General features: G+C 33.0%; 16 protein-coding genes. 4 read left to right on the top strand and 12 right to left on the bottom strand.

The annotated features are described in order from the left end of the window. Positions 1-5: 5 nt before the first annotated feature. The 6 genes from LSO06_RS03470 to LSO06_RS03445 form a co-directional block, all read right to left on the bottom strand. Positions 6-1334 (bottom strand): CheR family methyltransferase, encoded by a 1329-nt coding sequence (locus tag LSO06_RS03470; protein ID WP_231760892.1) that lies wholly within the window; start codon positions 1332-1334, stop codon positions 6-8. Between the two features lie 7 nt (positions 1335-1341). Next, complete coding sequence (locus LSO06_RS03465; RefSeq protein WP_231760660.1) at positions 1342-3915, bottom strand: chemotaxis protein CheA; 2574 nt, start codon at positions 3913-3915, stop codon at positions 1342-1344. A 62-nt stretch (positions 3916-3977) separates the two neighbouring features. Beyond that, positions 3978-5006 carry a flagellar filament outer layer protein FlaA gene (locus tag LSO06_RS03460; RefSeq protein ID WP_231760659.1) on the bottom strand — a complete coding sequence of 343 codons (1029 nt, stop codon included), beginning with the start codon at positions 5004-5006 and terminating at the stop codon, positions 3978-3980. Positions 5007-5055: 49 nt separating this feature from the next. After that, entirely contained in the window at positions 5056-5637 is a 582-nt protein-coding gene (locus LSO06_RS03455; RefSeq protein WP_231760658.1) for a flagellar filament outsheath protein, read from the bottom strand. After that, positions 5627-6613 carry an N-acetylmuramoyl-L-alanine amidase family protein gene (locus tag LSO06_RS03450; protein ID WP_370639801.1) on the bottom strand — a complete coding sequence of 329 codons (987 nt, stop codon included), beginning with the start codon at positions 6611-6613 and terminating at the stop codon, positions 5627-5629. The genes LSO06_RS03455 and LSO06_RS03450 overlap by 11 nt, the downstream gene beginning before the upstream one ends. Position 6614: 1 nt before the next feature. Beyond that, positions 6615-7574, bottom strand: coding sequence for a hypothetical protein (locus LSO06_RS03445; protein WP_231760656.1), 960 nt, complete (start codon positions 7572-7574; stop codon positions 6615-6617). A 59-nt stretch (positions 7575-7633) separates the two neighbouring features. On the opposite strand from LSO06_RS03445, the gene LSO06_RS03440 reads away from it, so the two are divergent. Then, positions 7634-8269, top strand: coding sequence for a hypothetical protein (locus LSO06_RS03440; protein WP_370639800.1), 636 nt, complete (start codon positions 7634-7636; stop codon positions 8267-8269). On the opposite strand, the gene LSO06_RS03435 is transcribed toward LSO06_RS03440, so the two are convergent. Genes LSO06_RS03435 through LSO06_RS03425 form a run of 3 tightly spaced genes read right to left on the bottom strand, consistent with a single transcriptional unit; the run spans position 8270 to position 9487 of the window. After that, positions 8270-8707, bottom strand: a complete 438-nt coding sequence (locus LSO06_RS03435) for a DUF192 domain-containing protein (protein WP_370639799.1) — start codon at positions 8705-8707, stop codon at positions 8270-8272. After that, on the bottom strand, positions 8704-9117 hold the full coding sequence (locus LSO06_RS03430) for a hypothetical protein (RefSeq protein WP_231760654.1): 414 nt from the start codon (positions 9115-9117) through the stop codon (positions 8704-8706). The genes LSO06_RS03435 and LSO06_RS03430 overlap by 4 nt, the downstream gene beginning before the upstream one ends. A 13-nt stretch (positions 9118-9130) precedes the next feature. Next, a complete protein-coding gene (locus LSO06_RS03425; protein WP_231760653.1) occupies positions 9131-9487 on the bottom strand; it encodes a hypothetical protein in 357 nt (118 codons plus the stop codon). A 106-nt stretch (positions 9488-9593) separates the two neighbouring features. Between LSO06_RS03425 and era the strand changes: the two genes are divergently transcribed. After that, on the top strand, positions 9594-10466 hold the full coding sequence (era, locus tag LSO06_RS03420) for a GTPase Era (protein ID WP_231760652.1): 873 nt from the start codon (positions 9594-9596) through the stop codon (positions 10464-10466). 74 nt (positions 10467-10540) lie between these two features. Next, the gene (gene lysS, locus LSO06_RS03415; protein ID WP_231760651.1) at positions 10541-12112 is read left to right on the top strand and encodes a lysine--tRNA ligase; all 1572 of its coding nucleotides are present in this window, start codon (positions 10541-10543) and stop codon (positions 12110-12112) included. Positions 12113-12177: 65 nt separating this feature from the next. Here the strand turns inward: lysS and gpmA are convergent, their stop codons facing one another. Further along, entirely contained in the window at positions 12178-12924 is a 747-nt protein-coding gene (gene gpmA, locus LSO06_RS03410; protein ID WP_231760650.1) for a 2,3-diphosphoglycerate-dependent phosphoglycerate mutase, read from the bottom strand. Positions 12925-13107: 183 nt separating this feature from the next. Here gpmA and rpiA point away from each other — a divergent pair, with 183 nt between their 5' ends. After that, a complete protein-coding gene (rpiA, locus tag LSO06_RS03405) occupies positions 13108-13794 on the top strand; it encodes a ribose 5-phosphate isomerase A (protein ID WP_231760890.1) in 687 nt (228 codons plus the stop codon). On the opposite strand, the gene psgB is transcribed toward rpiA, so the two are convergent. Both psgB and LSO06_RS03395 read right to left on the bottom strand, forming a co-directional pair. Then, positions 13781-14926 carry a HemN-related non-iron pseudo-SAM protein PsgB gene (gene psgB / locus LSO06_RS03400; protein WP_231760649.1) on the bottom strand — a complete coding sequence of 382 codons (1146 nt, stop codon included), beginning with the start codon at positions 14924-14926 and terminating at the stop codon, positions 13781-13783. The genes rpiA and psgB overlap by 14 nt on opposite strands. A gap of 32 nt (positions 14927-14958) precedes the next feature. After that, positions 14959-16098, bottom strand: coding sequence for a hypothetical protein (locus LSO06_RS03395; RefSeq protein WP_231760648.1), 1140 nt, complete (start codon positions 16096-16098; stop codon positions 14959-14961). Positions 16099-16121 lie beyond the last annotated feature (23 nt).

Below are 16121 nucleotides of genomic sequence, written 5' to 3'. Positions count from 1 at the left end.
CTCCTTTAGACCTTTTTATACAAGTTAAAATGTTCCACAGATCTTTCCTTTACAAAAATATCACTATCTTTAAGCTTCTCATTATCTCCCAAAATCAAAAGAGCTCCGCTAACAGTCTTCTTTGCAATTGTACCTAAAATCAAAGCTTGCTCCTCATCATTTAAGAAACACAAAACATCCCTTAAGAAAATAATTCCCAAATCCTCAGGAAACTCCGATAAAATGGCATCCGAATATTCAAACAAAATATTATCCATAATCTCTGCCTTAAACTTATAAAGTCCTGGGCTCTGTTCAAAGGAATTCTTTCTGTAAATCTCGCTCAAACCAATTTCAGCTTCTGAGAAAACTAAATTAGAAGTACCAATCACCCTGGTCAAATCATTATCAATAGCCGTTACTCTAAAAAGTTTTTTATAAGATTCACACAAAGCATTCACAAAAGATATTGTCTCCTTCCCATCTCCACACCCAACTTCAAAAATATTTAAAACAGAACCAACACCGCCAATACCACTCATATGCCTGGCAACAATCTCGTCCTGAAATTCCCTTAAATAACTACCATCCCACAAGCATCCTGTCGACTTTGAATAAAACTCACCCAAAAATCGACCATAAGATTCATCACTAACACTGGTCATACCTAATTTTATTCCAACTTCTCTTAAAAACTCGCTATTTACCAAAGATGTATTGAAAGAATATTGAAAAAGATTATCCCTCATAACCTCTAAATCATCTATAAAATCATTAGAGGGCTCAGTAAGTTCAATTAGATTTTCTTCTATAGGCAAAGCAGCACTTGTCTCACCTGCCAATAAGCCTTCATCTTCCTCATCATAATTGAAAACTTTATCTATATCAAGGAGTATATACAACTTGCCCTCATGTTCAACTACTCCCTTTATGTACTTTATAAGCGCATCTTGAGATAAAACAGGATGAGGATCTTGTATTAGAGAAGAATCAATCGAGAAAACATTATTAACCCTGTCAACAATAATACCAATTAATAAATCTTCATTTCTGAGGACCATGATATCCTCAAGGTCCTTTTCGCTGGTCTTTAAATTAAACATTATCCTTAAATCAATGATAGATATTATCTCTCCTCTTAAATTGTCAAGACCAACCACATACCTCCTAGCATTTGGAACATATGTAAAATTGCTAGATTTTCTAATTTCTTTAACTTTCATGATATCTATTAAATAATTATCATCACCAATATTGAAAGACACTACTTTGAAGTCCAAATTCACAAAGCTAGATTCTCTAACCCTATGCCCACTTAACTCATCGTCTCCTAAATGAATCTCTTTTATGTCCATCATAAGCCTATTCCTTCATATCCCTTAACTCAAAAAGCTTAAACACATCAATAATTAAAACAACCTTACCATCCCCAAGTGTAGTAGCTCCAACAATCCCAGGACTTGAAGCATACTTATCCTTAATAGGCTTTACAACAAAATCTTCTTCTCCAAGAATAAGATCTACAACTATTCCTGCTTTCTTATCATCAACATTAATAACTATTAAAAATTTCTCAGATAAGTTTTCATATCTCTCTATGTTAAAAAGCCTATCAAGTCTAAGCACAGATACAATTTCTTCCCTTAAGTTATACACCTCATGCTCATTTTCAATCAGCTTAACGTTTTCTTCGCTAATCCTATGCGTTTCAAGAACGCTATTTAAAGGAACAACATAAAGTTCACTTCCCGATTTCACAAGAAGCCCCTGAACAATTACCAATGTTAAAGGTAACTTGATTTTAAAAGTAGTACCAACATCAATCTTTGAATCTATTAAAATGGTCCCATTTAACTTCTCAATACTCTTTTTTACAACATCAAGACCCACCCCTCTCCCAGAAACATCTGTAATCTGACTTGCTGTTGAAAATCCAGGAGAAAAAATCAAGTTAAGGACATCACTATCGGGAAGAAACTTGTCATCTTTTTTAATTATTCCCTTTTCAATCGATTTTTGTCTAATAATATTCGGATCTATCCCCCTGCCATCATCTGCAATATCTATTGATATTATATTGCCCTCATTTCTAGCACGCAAAAGTATATGACCAACTCTATCCTTACCCTTTCTAAGTCTTTCTTCAGAAGTTTCAAGTCCATGATCCATGGAATTCCTAACACAATGCATCAAAGGTTCTACAAGATCATCTATAACAGACTTATCGATTTCCGTATCGCCCCCTTCCGTATCAAGTTCTACAACCTTGCCCAATTTCCTTGACAAATCCCTTACAACTCTTGTAAATCTCAAAAAAATACCAGAAACCGGCAACATTCTTGTTCTTAAAACACTCTCATGCAAATCAGTAATTATTCTTGAAAGTCTACCAGAGGCAAATTTTGAATCTTGAAGAATTTTTAAGAAAGAATCTCGTAGTTCTCCCATATCATGTAAAGTTCTCTCTATTTTATGATTCATTAAATTTTTTATTTGAGTTTCAACAGCATTTTCCAATTCCAACCCCATATCTTTAAAGACAACTTTCAAATCTACCAAAAAGTTCCTCTGGAAACTCTCTTGATAATCATAAAAATAATTAAAACTATAAAGCAAAGATGCCATATCGGAATTTATTTGATTATAAGCTGATTTATTTATAACAGCTTCACTTACAAGATTTAATATAGAATCTATTCTTTTACTATCAATTCTAATTAAATTGACATTTAAAGGAGCCCCCTTCTTAAAATGCTTAGCAGATGCTTCATCAGTCTCGGCATCTAAACTCAAGTCCTTAACATTCTCTAGGTTGACCTCTTTAATCTCAAAACTAACAACAACATCCTCTAAATTTATCTTTCTAGCAATGCTATCTGTTGAAGTATCCGATATTAAATAATATACAACGACATCAAAAAACTTATCTGCTAATAAAGCAACATTATCAGGAATAGACTTATAAACCTCTCCCAAGCTTTCTAACGCTCGCATCATCTGCATCCCAGAAATTGTTGCCATGGGATTATCCCTGTTAAAATTTAACTTCACTTCAAATAATTTAGCATCCCCAATACGATCCCTTAAGCTTAAAAGCTCAACACTAGAAAGCTGAACTTCATCCCCATATACGAGGTTAGACTTAATAACGCCTCTCTCTCTTGCCTCTGATTCCCCCAGTTCACCCTCAATATCAAGTTCCTCAATTGCATAATTCGAAACGACATCGGATATATTTATTTTTTTCTCTACATTATCAATATCTGAACATATTAAGTAATAATCTACTCTAGGTAAATATTCATCAGCAATAATTTGCTCATAACTAGGAACAGTATGAAGAATTGGAGACAAATCTTTTAAAGCTTGAAACATCTGTATTCCAGAAATCGTCGCCATAGGATTATCTTTATTAAAATTAATACTAACCCTTAAAACTTTCTGGCCAAGCCCCAAGCTTTCACGTATGTTGTGAAGGTCAAAAGATGAAAGCAAAAATCTATCATCACTAGCTCCTCCTAAAGAAACCATAGATTCCCTCTGGTCACTTTTACCCAAAAACCCCACTAATTTCCCTTTAAGCTCACTTACATCCTCTAAATAAACGCTCCCATTAAGACGTGCGTCCAACATACTCTTTACAACATCAAGTGAATTTAAAAGCAAATCAACAAGCTCACGACAAATTCTTAATCCATTACCTCTAATAGCATCAAATACATCCTCAACAACATGAGTGAACTCCGAGAGTTCCATCATGTCAACCGAAGCCGAACTACCCTTAAGGGTATGAGCTGCCCTAAATATCTCGTCAATAGTCCCTGCATTATTAGGATCATCCTCTAATGACATAATATTCTCTTCAAGGGTATCTACGAGATTTTGAGCTTCTTCAAAAAAAATCCCCAAAAGCTCTTCGTTTTCTGCATCCAGCATCGACCTATTTTCCCTATCCTAAAGATTAGGGACTAATCTTTAGGATTAGCCCCTAATAAAATCTACTTTGCTCGAGCGCCTGACTCGTCCTTTTTATTGTCTTTCTCTAAAAAATCTTGAAAAGAACCCTCTGGCATTGAGATATTCTCCCTGATTCTTAAAACTCTTTTAAAAGTTTCCTGTGCTTTTAACTTTCGAAGAGAGTCCGTCCCCTGATCCTCATAAACCTTAAATACAGATTCATTATCAATATCAGAGTCTAGAGAAACGTTCAACTTATCATAAAGAACTCTTACATCTTTAACATAAAAAATAAAATTCTGATTCTTTGAGCTATGTGATTTTGATACTCTAAAGGCCTTAAACCTCATTTTACTTGAGGCAATAGGATAATTGGGAATATCATCTTTAACTACTCTAGAGTTCATACTTGGAAGATAAGTAGGATTTGACCACACCAAATCAGCCCAACCCTTAAATTTCAAGGTCCCCAAAGGATAGGCATATTCCATACCATTCATATCTTCAAATAAAACCTCAAGATCTACTTCATAACCCAAGCTATATACAGTTACCTTAACTTCTTTCATAGTCTTGACATTGTCAATAACACCCTTACCCAAAAATTGGTTTCCATCTTCCCCAGAATAAAAGGGAATCTTAAATGGAGGTAAAACCATGGCAGAAGACTGAGAATGGCTAGGAAATAATACCCTTACCCCCAACACTGTGTCACCTGAATATCTCCTAGAATCACTCTTAACAACAGCTGGCGCTACAAGAGAATTCCTTACATAAGCCTGCATTCTTGCTGAAGGGGTCAAAAGCACGCTCCAATTACTTATTCCAAGGTCTACAACCATATCCTCCGGCTTAACAATGCCTGAAGCCCCAGAATAAACATAATCAACATAGCCTGCAAGATCTAGCTTAGTTGAGCTTGGATCTTTTTCAAGTTCTGTAAAATCAAGAACCAAAACACCAAGCTCGCTCTTCTGGCGGCCACCCGCCTCACCAGCAGCTTCCTGACCAAAAACAGGACCAATCAACACAAAAAACAATAAAACAAAAACAACTTTTAATTTTGTCATATACACACAACTCCTTCCCTAAAAAGTACTTAAATTCATCTTTTTTAATTTATCTCTTAACAAAATGCCCATTGCCTGAAAAACCATCGCTCTCATCACCTAAAACAGACCCTTCAACAAAAACGACAAGCTCCCTCACACAACCAGGGTAGTTAAAATTAATTGTTTCTTCTAAAGATTTAATAAATAAAATCACCCCAAGCCCACCAGAGCCATAATGACCACCGTTACCCAAAGAACCATAAAACTCTTTCGATATATTTACAAAATATATACCATTACTCATGAAAGAGTATAAAAACTTAGCATTCCTTGTGTCTAATAGCAAAGAAAAACCTTTACTATTGCCTAACAGAAAATCTTTAACCAATAAATCCAAATTCTCTTTAAGAGTCTGCCTTACCTTTAAATATCTTAAGTCATAAACCAACTCACGCTCGGAATAAAAATAAAAAACCTTCCTAGAAAAGATATTATCATAATTTAAAAAAATCACACATGAAGAATAAAAAAAACTTAAAAACAAAAGCACACACAGCAAACAAATCGGATATTCCTTCCCCCTAGGAACAAGATGTCTTAAACAAAAGGACCTATATTTTGAAAACATACCCAATATGCTACTTCTCATAAAATTTAATAAACTTAACTAAAGACTTAAGTACCAGCATATTCACCTTACTCATGTAATTGTAATCCAAAATTAAACCCGCGTCAGAAATATTAGACAAAAATCCAATCTCAATTAACACAGCAGGCATACTACTATTTTTTATAACAAACCACTGCTCTTCCCTAATTGATCGCACCTTAGTTTCATCCACAGCATCAACAAAGGTTTCATACAAAATCTCAGCTAATTTTTTTGACTCATATTTGTACTTGACATCCAGTATATCATTAAGTTCTCTCAAGTGCCTATTATCTTTAATATCATATCCTTTAAAATTTTTCACAACTTCTCTTTTTGAATTCTCAGGAAGATACCAAAACTCAATCCCCCTAGCCACAGGATTTGGAGCATTATTTGCATGCATTGACAAAAAGATTACGTTATTTGGAAAATCTGGTTTAATTGCATTTGCAAATTCAGCCCTATCCTTTAGTGGTATAAAAACGTCATCAACACGAGTTAACAAAATATTCCTGTCTAGAAAATAATTGCTTAAAATCTTATACAGATGCATAGAATAAATTAATGCAAAGTCCTTCTCTGAAAGAGTAACATCATTTCCATCTATCTTATGTGTGACAACAGCCCCTTTGTCATGTCCGCCATGACCAGGGTCAATCACTATCGATGTTATTCTTGGCTTACCATAACTTTTCAGGGCCTTAAAATAATTTTCAATCTGCCTTAAAGCCCTTTTAGTTATTAAAATCTCTCCTTTCCTTAAAAGTACGGGATCAACATAAATATAGTAACCAGTGGACGAAAGGCAATATTCAAATCCTACTTTAAATTTAAGATATCCCTTCTCATGCTTAACAGTCAAAATATCACTTTCGGCATTAAAACTGAACCTGAAGACTCTCTCATCAAGTGCATCCAGTATGTTGGTGTAAACAAATTCTTGCGCCTCTACAAGCACACAGACAAAAATCAAGTTAGCAAATAATATTATTTTCCCAAAGTTCAATTGCACTCTTTAAGTCACCTTTAAACCTTAGGCTGTTTTTAATGGTTTCATTCCTTATCTCTTTAAATTCCCTGCTAAACTTCAAAGGATTAATGCCATATCTTAAACAAACCGCAAAAAATCTTAAAAACGAAAACTTAATCCCATTTCCAATAAAAATTGGTACGTGATTTTTAAGCAAAAAAATTAAAAAACTTCTATTCTTTGTTAAATCTTCTGGAAAATTAAGAGCAGTATACTGTATCCTAAGCTTTCTGTAAATAAAAATACTTTCTCCGAAATAAACAGTTCTAAGTCCAAAATCTAGTCTTTGAAAATATTCATTCTTAATTCTACTATCAAATCCTCCAAGCTGGATAAACTTTTCCCTAGAGTAAAGACCGCAGTAGTCCATAGTAATTAAAGTCTTCTCATAATCTTTCTCAGAATTTACTAAAATCACCTTTAATTTTCGATGTTCATCAATAGTGGGAAGAAAAACTGAGGGAACAACCTCTTCTTCCTTATCGAAAAATTCCCCGCCAACAAGAAGTACATTCTTTTTAACTATCTCGTTGAATATATTAGGAATCCAAAAAGGGTTTAACAAATACATGTCACTTTGTAAAACAAAAACAAAACTACAAATGGACTCCTTCATTGCTAAGTTAACCTTTTCTCCTGCATTTAAATCATCAGAAAGCAAGATAAACTTCAATTTGTCGTAAGTATCTGAAATAAACTGGAGGGAAACTCTGTTACTCTGCCTTTCAATAGAAATAATCTCTCTTATGAAATCAAAATTAGAGAGGAATTCAAATAAATCCTCCCTAAAGATTTTTGTACCTCTATTTAAAATCACAAAAGAGATGCCAAAAGTAGACCTTTGCACATAATTACTCCTAGATCGAACAACCGTATAAGAATAGTCACTACTTTTAAAATACATAAGATCTACTTCAATAATCCTTACAATTAAACTATAATAATCACATGAAAATCATTAGAATGTTCAAAACAAGCATCTCAAGCATCGATGTCCTAAAATATACCATAATTTTTGTTATTTTAATACTTATGAGTTGCAAGGATAAGAACATAATGTATGATAAGAGAATAAAAAAAATGCTTGATAATAACAAGATCGAGTACAGAATAGATAAGGAAGGTGATTTTGTTATATTAAAGCCTCTGGGTAATACAACAGTAGAGATAATCATTAGGTCAAAATTGAATTCGTATCAGAATTCAAAAATAAGAGAAATATTTGGAATTGTTGAAACATTTGATGTGAATTCAAACAGAATTAATGAAATATCGGAATCTTTGATGAGTGATAGCCATAATAACCGAATTTTTGGATCATGGGAAATTATTAACGACTCTGAGAGAGGAAATAACTCTCTGGTATACATTGTGAAAGCCGACGAAAACGCCAAAGAATTTTTTTTACTTGATGTGTTTGAAGAAGTCGCGGCAACAGTATCTATTTTTAAAAAGGTAATAAAATCTGACAATTCAAACACTAGCAACATCAAAGATGAATCTAGCGACCCTGTTAATGACTCACAAGAAGAGACAAAAAAAGACAGCACAAAGAGCGACACTGTTGAGGAAGAGCTTCAAAAAATAGAGGCCAAGTAGCTATTCTACCCTTACAGAATTAATATCAAAATTGAATTTAACCCTGTCTCCTATTTTGATATTGAATCTAGAGAAAGAACCCTCTGGTACCTCAAGAGCATATTTGACCTTGTACGTAGATCTCACACTCTTCTCTGAAAACGGAACCAGACTGTGAATTTCTTTAATAATGCCTCCAGTATTAATATAAGCAATCTCAAGTGGCACAGGGGTGTTTCTCATCCAAAAAGATAAATTCTTCTCTTCATTAAACATAAAAAGGATACCATTGTTTTTATCTACAAACCTAGTCCCCATATACCCCTTAGCTCTACTAGAATCATCAAAAGCAAGCTTAACACAAAACTTAATATCGCCAATGACGATTTCTTTATCGTAAACATGCTCTACACAGGATATACAAAAAATTAAGACAAAAAATATGCAAAAAGCTCTCAGGGTTTATTGTCTCCACTCACATAAGTTTTAAGAGTCATCCTCAAGATATTACCATTTAAGGCAATAACAAAATCACCAACATCCCAAAAATAATTAAAAGGAGTCACAACACTGGCATCTCCAAATTTTTCTTTAATACTAAGGAAAATAGCATATTGAGAAATTAATTTTTTATCAAAAACGAAAGTATACGAATAAAGTTTGTCTGCATCAAAATTAAAGTAGGCATATCTTATATGGGTCTTACCCTCAAATTTCAAAGTTTGCGTTTTAGCGTAAGAAAATTCAACCTCCTCAACATCGTAATAAAAAATAGAGTTTTGGCGTACATTATCCTCCACAGACGCAACACTATCTCCCAGCTTAAAGGACAAAAAAATAGAAAACAAATAAAAAATTGTAATTCCCATATTAAGTTATCCCTTAACAAAAGAAAACATACATAAAAAACAAAACTATTAAAAAACTCGAGAACAAATAAAGCATAACATTAACCGTAAGCCCAAAATTAAATATTGGCTTAAAAAGTACAACGTTATTCCAAGAACGCCTAGTTCTTACCCTCTGCTTCCTTTTAAAGGGAGTCTCTTTAAGTTCTTCAAAAGGACTATAATCACACCTCGGGCAGCCCTCTCCAAACTCAGAAACAACCCCAACATATCCACAATTCGGACACTCAATATCCCCCAACTTAGACCGACAACTAGGGCATTCAGATTTATTAAGCCCAACCTTTTCTCCGCATTGTTCACAAAAAACCTCAAAACTGCCCTTCTTCAAACGATAATCCTTTAAAATGAAGTCTTAAAACAAAGTGACTTAAGAATAAGTATACATTAATTGTAATAAAAAATATATTATTGTATTTATAAGTAGGAAGATTAAAATGAAATCAGGATTTGTAGCAATAATAGGTAGACCCTCGACAGGAAAATCTACTCTTTTAAATTCAATATGTGAACACCAAATATCGATTATCTCACCTAAACCACAAACTACTAGAAATAAAATAAAAGGAATATTTACAGACAAGAGAGGTCAAATTGTCTTCATAGACACTCCAGGGTTTCACTTAAGCAAAAAAAAATTTAATATAGCTTTGATGAATAATGTACATTCTTCAATTACAGAGGCGGAATTAATCCTTTACGTAATTGACATTCAAGACAATCCTGCTGATGAAGAAAATGAGATATTGAAAATAATTATCAATTCCAAAGTCAATTTTTTAGTGGTAATAAATAAAATTGACATTAAGAAAACAAAAATAGAAGAAATAATGCTATTTCTGGAAAAAGAAGGTATTAAAAGAGAAAATATTATCAAAATATCCGCGGAGAAAAAAATTAATATTGAAGAGCTAAAAAGTAAGATTTATGAAAATTTCAAAGAAGGCCCTCTTTACTATCCAGAAGAATATTACACAGATCAAGAAATGAATTTAAGAATTAGTGAGATAATTAGAGGAGTGACAATTAAAAATCTTAAAGAAGAGTTACCGTACTCTTTATATGTAGACATTGATACTTTAGAAGAAAGAAGGCGAAATCTTTTCATCAGAGCAAATATTGTTGTAGCAGGCGAAAGTCAAAAGGGAATAATAGTTGGTAAGCAAGGTAGGGGGATAAAAACAATCGGTGAAGAGGCCAGAGCAAAAATATCAGAAATATTTGAAAGAAGATGTAATCTCTTCTTGCAAGTTAAACTAAAGAAAAACTGGAATAAGGAAACCAAACTAATTCAAAGAATAATAAACTGAAAAGATACTATTTTTAAAACCTTGAAACAAAAAAAACAGAATGATAGAATTAGTGTTTTAATGGGAGTAATATTATGAAAACGGCTCACTGGGCGGATTTTTATGCGAAAAGAATCATAGAAGAGAAAGGAGAAAAAGATAAATATACAGTTGCGTCCGGTATTACTCCTTCAGGAACTGTACATATTGGAAACTTTAGGGAAGTGATTTCTGTTGATCTTGTGGCAAGAGCATTGAAAGATGCGGGCCGAAATGTGAGATTTATCTATTCTTGGGATAATTATGACGTATTTAGAAAAGTACCTAAGAATATGCCGAATCAAGAATTACTTGCATCTTATCTAAGACAGGCCATAACGAGGGTTCCTGATACAAAAACTAATGAATCAAGCTATGCAAAAGCGAACGAAGTTGAATTTGCGCGTTACTTGCCCTTAGTAGGCATTAATCCAGAATTTATAGACCAGTCTTTAAGGTATATGTCAAGCAGTTATTCGGATCAGATTAAGTTTGCACTAGATCATAAAGATCAAATAGCAAAGGCTTTAAATGAACATAGAACAACAAATCTCGAAGCCAATTGGTATCCTGTTAGTGTCTTTTGCACTAAGTGTAACAGAGATACTACGAACGTAGTAAGTTATGATTACTGCTACTCTATTAAATATTACTGCGAATGCGGCAATAAGGAATCTCTTGATTTAAGGAAAACATGGGCTGTAAAGCTTCCATGGAGGATTGACTGGCCGATGCGGTGGAAATACGAAAATGTTGACTTTGAACCTGCTGGGAAGGATCATCATAGTAGTGGAGGCAGTTTTGATACTTCAATAGAGATTGTAAAAATCTTTGGAGGATCTGCTCCTATAACATTTCAATATGATTTCATATCAATCAAAGGTCGGGGGGGGAAAATATCTTCATCTTCTGGTGATGTTGTGTCCTTAAAAGATGTACTGGAAATATATACTCCTGAGATAACAAGATTTTTATTTGCATCAACAAAACCTAACATAGAGTTTTCAATATCATTTGACCTTGATGTAATAAAAATATATGAAGATTACGATAAATTTGAAAGAGTATATTACGGAATTGAGACTATTAAGGAGAGCAAGCGAGAAGCTTTTAAAAGAATTTACGAACTGTCTCAGCCCAAACTACCAGACAAGGAAATCCCATATCAAATTGGCTTCAGACATTTAAGTGTTCTTTGTCAGATTTTTGAAGGTAGTAAGGACAAAATTTTAAAATATCTAAACGATGTAAAGGAGTCCCAGAAAGAAAAACTTATTAATAAAATTGACTGTGCGTTTAACTGGATAAAAACCTACGCTCCTGAGGATTTTAAATTTTCACTAAGGTCTAATTTTGACAATATCGAACCTCTAAAGCAAGATTGCAAAAAAGCCATAAAACAGTTGCTAGAATTTTTGAAAAATGATTTCGAGAACATAGCTGAAAAAGACATTCAGGACGAAATTTACAATATTGCACGAAGCAACAACATTGAGCCCCCTTTGTTATTCAAACAAATCTACAACGTACTAATTGACAAAGACAAAGGACCAAAGCTGGCAGGATTCATTAAAATAATCGGTCTCACGAAGTTCGAAGAAATTGTAAAACAGTTCACTCAAATTTAATTTTACATCGAAACACAAGAGGCAGGTAGCCTCCCCCTTGCGTCGGTATTTCCAAAATAGGTTCTCTACTTTGCCTTACCCTGATTGGCCACAGATTCCATAGCAGCTCTGATCTTGGCTTCATCACCCAAGTAATAATGCTTAATGGGTTTTAAATCCTTATCAAGTTCATAAACCAAAGGAATACCAGTGGGAATATTAAGCTTTAAAATCTCATTCTCACCCATATTGTCAAGGTATTTCACAAGAGCCCTTAAAGAATTGCCATGAGCAGCAATAATAACCCTTCTCCCCTCAAGAACAGCCCTAGCAATCTTGTCTGTCCAATAAGGGATAACCCTTGCAACAGTATCCTTTAGACACTCTGTTGAAGGAAGTTCATTTCTAGGAATCCCCTTGTATCTTAAGTCATGAATTGGATGCCGCTTATCAGCATGCTCCAAAGGCATGGGAGGAACATCATAGCTACGCCTCCAAACCAGCACCTTATCTTCTCCATATTTAGCAGCCGTTTCAGCTTTATTTAATCCCTGTAAAGCTCCATAGTGCCTCTCATTAAGTCTCCAAGATTTCTCCACATCAATATAAGATTGCCCTAATTCACTCAAAATAATATTTAAAGTATCATTTGCTCTTACTAATACCGAACTAAAAGCAATATCGAAAAAGTAGCCTTCTTGTTTAAGGACTTTACCACCGTCCAAAGCCTCAGCAATACCCTTTTCAGAAAGCTTAACATCCGTCCAGCCTGTGAAAAGATTCTCTTTGTTCCATTCACTCTCACCATGCCGAACCAAAACCAATTTATACATAAAATCTCCTAAGAAACGTTTTTATTTTTAACAAAGCCTTAAAATACAAAGTAGCACAAAATGAAACTAATGTTAATAGTAAGATGTACTAACCATTACACATGCTGCATGAAATACTAGACAATGCTACTAGAATAAGTGCTATAATCAACATCGTATTGTTAAGGATAATTTGTAATGGAAATCGAAGAGCAAAAAGAATTGCTTGCAAAATATGCTGTTGAGAATTATATAGTAAGTGGTATGCATCTGGGTATTGGAACAGGAACAACTGTTTTTTACGCAATTAAATATTTGAGCGAAAAAATAAAATCTGGGTCTTTAAAAGATTTAACACTTTATCCGACAAGCAGCAACACTAAATATTTACTTGCAAGAGAAGGCCTTTCGTATGTATCTAAGTTTACTAAATTTAGAGAAAATATAGATATCACGATTGATGGAGCTGATGAGGTATTATTGGAGAAAAAAGCTTTAATAAAAGGTGGTGGGGCGGCTCATTTAATGGAGAAGGTGGTAGCTTATAATTCTGAAGAGTTATTAATTATTGCAGATGAAACGAAAATTGTAACATCTTTAGGTAAAAAAACTTCCGTACCAATTGAAGTGGCTCCAGATTCTACTGAATTTATTGTGGCAAGACTGGAAAAAATGAACTTCAATCCTGTACTGAGAACTTGTAAGCTTAAAGCAGGACCAATAATAACTGATAACAATAACTACATCCTCGATGTGGAAATGAATATTGAAAATCCCGAAGGTGTTGAAAAATATTTCAAACTATTCCCAGGGGTACTTGAAATCGGTATTTTTAATCATAAAAATACCAAAGTTGTATACTATCAAAATGGACAAATTAAAGAAGTTTGAGCTTCACCTTAAAAGAATTATCAATTAAATATTCTCTAATCAACCTAAGATAAAAACCCAGCTTAAACCTTTCCTCGCCATCTAAATAAAGGGTATTATTACTAAAAACAACTGCTTTATTTAACTTTAAAAGATAGTCAACAAACTGAACAAAATCTTCATTTTCATATCTAAACCTACTCTCTAAAAGAGAGATATTAAGCCCCCTTTTAGTACCAAAATTTGTCATGAAATGACAAATGAAAAAATCTAAATCACTTAATACCTCAAAAGTTGCAGAAGAGTCTTCTCTTCTTAAAAAATCATCATCCTTCCTTATTATGGCCTTAAGTTCATTCTCATAAATACCAATGAGTAAACTCACAGAACTCACCCCAAGACCTAAATATGGCTTAAGTTCCCAATACCTTAAATTATGCTTACTCTCACACCCCTTTAAAGCAAAATTTGAAATTTCATAATTTATGTAACCATTAGTTTCTAAAAAATCAAGAGAATAAAACCAGAAATCTTCAGCTTTATCTCTATTGTTATCACAACTAGTCTTGTTAAAAATAGTTGCAATAAGACTACTCTCATAAAACGAAATTTCTGAAAGGCATATATGCTCGGGCGCAAATCCCACTAATCTGATTAAATCAAGCTTGAGATGTTTTTTTTCTTGATAAGGAATATTGATGTTTAAATCAACATTCAAATCAAAGTTAAATTTACGAACACTATCAATTGCCATAGCCACCTTCTTAAAGGACATATTGGCAACTCCCATGATCCCTAAAAATTTTGAAGAAAAACTTTTAACATCAAGACTAATTCTACTAACAGAAAAATCATTTAAAATTCTTAAAAGAGAAGGCGTAATATCTTCAGGCCCAACTTCAAATGTAAATTCATCCAATTCAATAAAATTAAGACTCTCGAATAAAGAAATCAAAAAAGACTCCAAATAGGTATAAACCTTGGTTGTAGCAGCCTTATATTTAAAGTAAAACGTCTTAATTTTTGGGTGCCCCAAGTTTTCCAAATAACAATCCAGCTCACGCAATACCTTAACAAAGTGCGAAGACTCATAGCAACCGGCAAGATCAACATAAATACTTAACTCACTTAAAGGTAAAAAGTTAACTACCATATAAAGCTTAAAGAAATATAGCCTTAAAAAGGCTATCCGAATAAATGCTCAAATTTTTTCAAATTTTTTTCACATTCAAGCTTAAAATTCTCCAATTTGCTTATTTTAAGTTCATATTCTCTAATGCCCTCCTCAAGGTTAGTAAAATTTTTATTAATATCTATTGAGCACTGAACAATATCGCCTTGTCGAGGCGCAAGAGTAAAAAATGTAAATTTCCATCCTCCCGCATTTATTGTAGATATTATCCTTTTTTGAAAAACATAATCTGAGATTAAAACAAGTTTTTGAAATTCCTTCCTATGCAAATAAATAAACTCATTCCACTCATTAAAAATGGCATCTGGCAACTCATCTAAACCAATTTCAATAATATTATTTATTGACAAGAGTATGTGAAGTGTTTCCAATAAATTTAAATAATAAGCTTCAAAACACTGAATAGTACTATCTAGTAGAGAAACCTTAACAAGCAACTTAGATATATCAAGACTATGTTCCTTCATAATTTTCGATATTTTTTCTTTAGTATGCTCTATAATGAATTTTTTGTGTGTTTCCTTAATATTCTCGCTTACCTTGATCTGCTCCACCTTTTCATAGTAATCACCAATTTCTTTGTTAATTAAATTTAAATTGTTATTATTAGCCTCATTAGAAAAGAAATCAAGCGTACTTGAAAGCCTTTCTAAAAATTCTTGCTGAATAAAAAAAGTAGCTATCTTGATGCAAGAACATGGGGTCTTGCTTATCTTGTCAAATTCTTCAATTTTTTGTCTAATATCTACCCTAAAATTCAAATATCTGAGCTTATCTAAAAATTTATTAAAAATATCTTCATCACTTAAAAGCGCCTCTCCCTCTAGTTCCAAAAGCTCTGATTCTGGGTAATATTTTTTTATCAAACTCTTAACAATGCTTAAAGCATCATAAAAAATTTCCTTATTAAAATCTAACTTTGAAGCATTATTAATAACCCTAATAATATCTTTATAGATCTTATCCAAAAATACAATCTTATCTTTAAGTAAGTTAGCATCATTAATAAGACCTGACTGTTCCTTATAAGAGTAATAGTTTATTAAACTGTACCTGAAAATACTAAAATTGAGATGTTTTTGAAAATCGAAAAATCGATAGAACCCCAAAGAGCCAAAATCAAAAAACTTCATATCATCATATTATAACAAAAACG

The sequence above is a fragment of the Borrelia sp. RT5S genome, from assembly GCF_021165755.1.
In the GTDB taxonomy this organism is placed as follows: domain Bacteria; phylum Spirochaetota; class Spirochaetia; order Borreliales; family Borreliaceae; genus Borrelia.
Note: the sequence above shows the minus strand (reverse complement) of the source record. Positions and strands in the feature narration are given on the sequence as shown.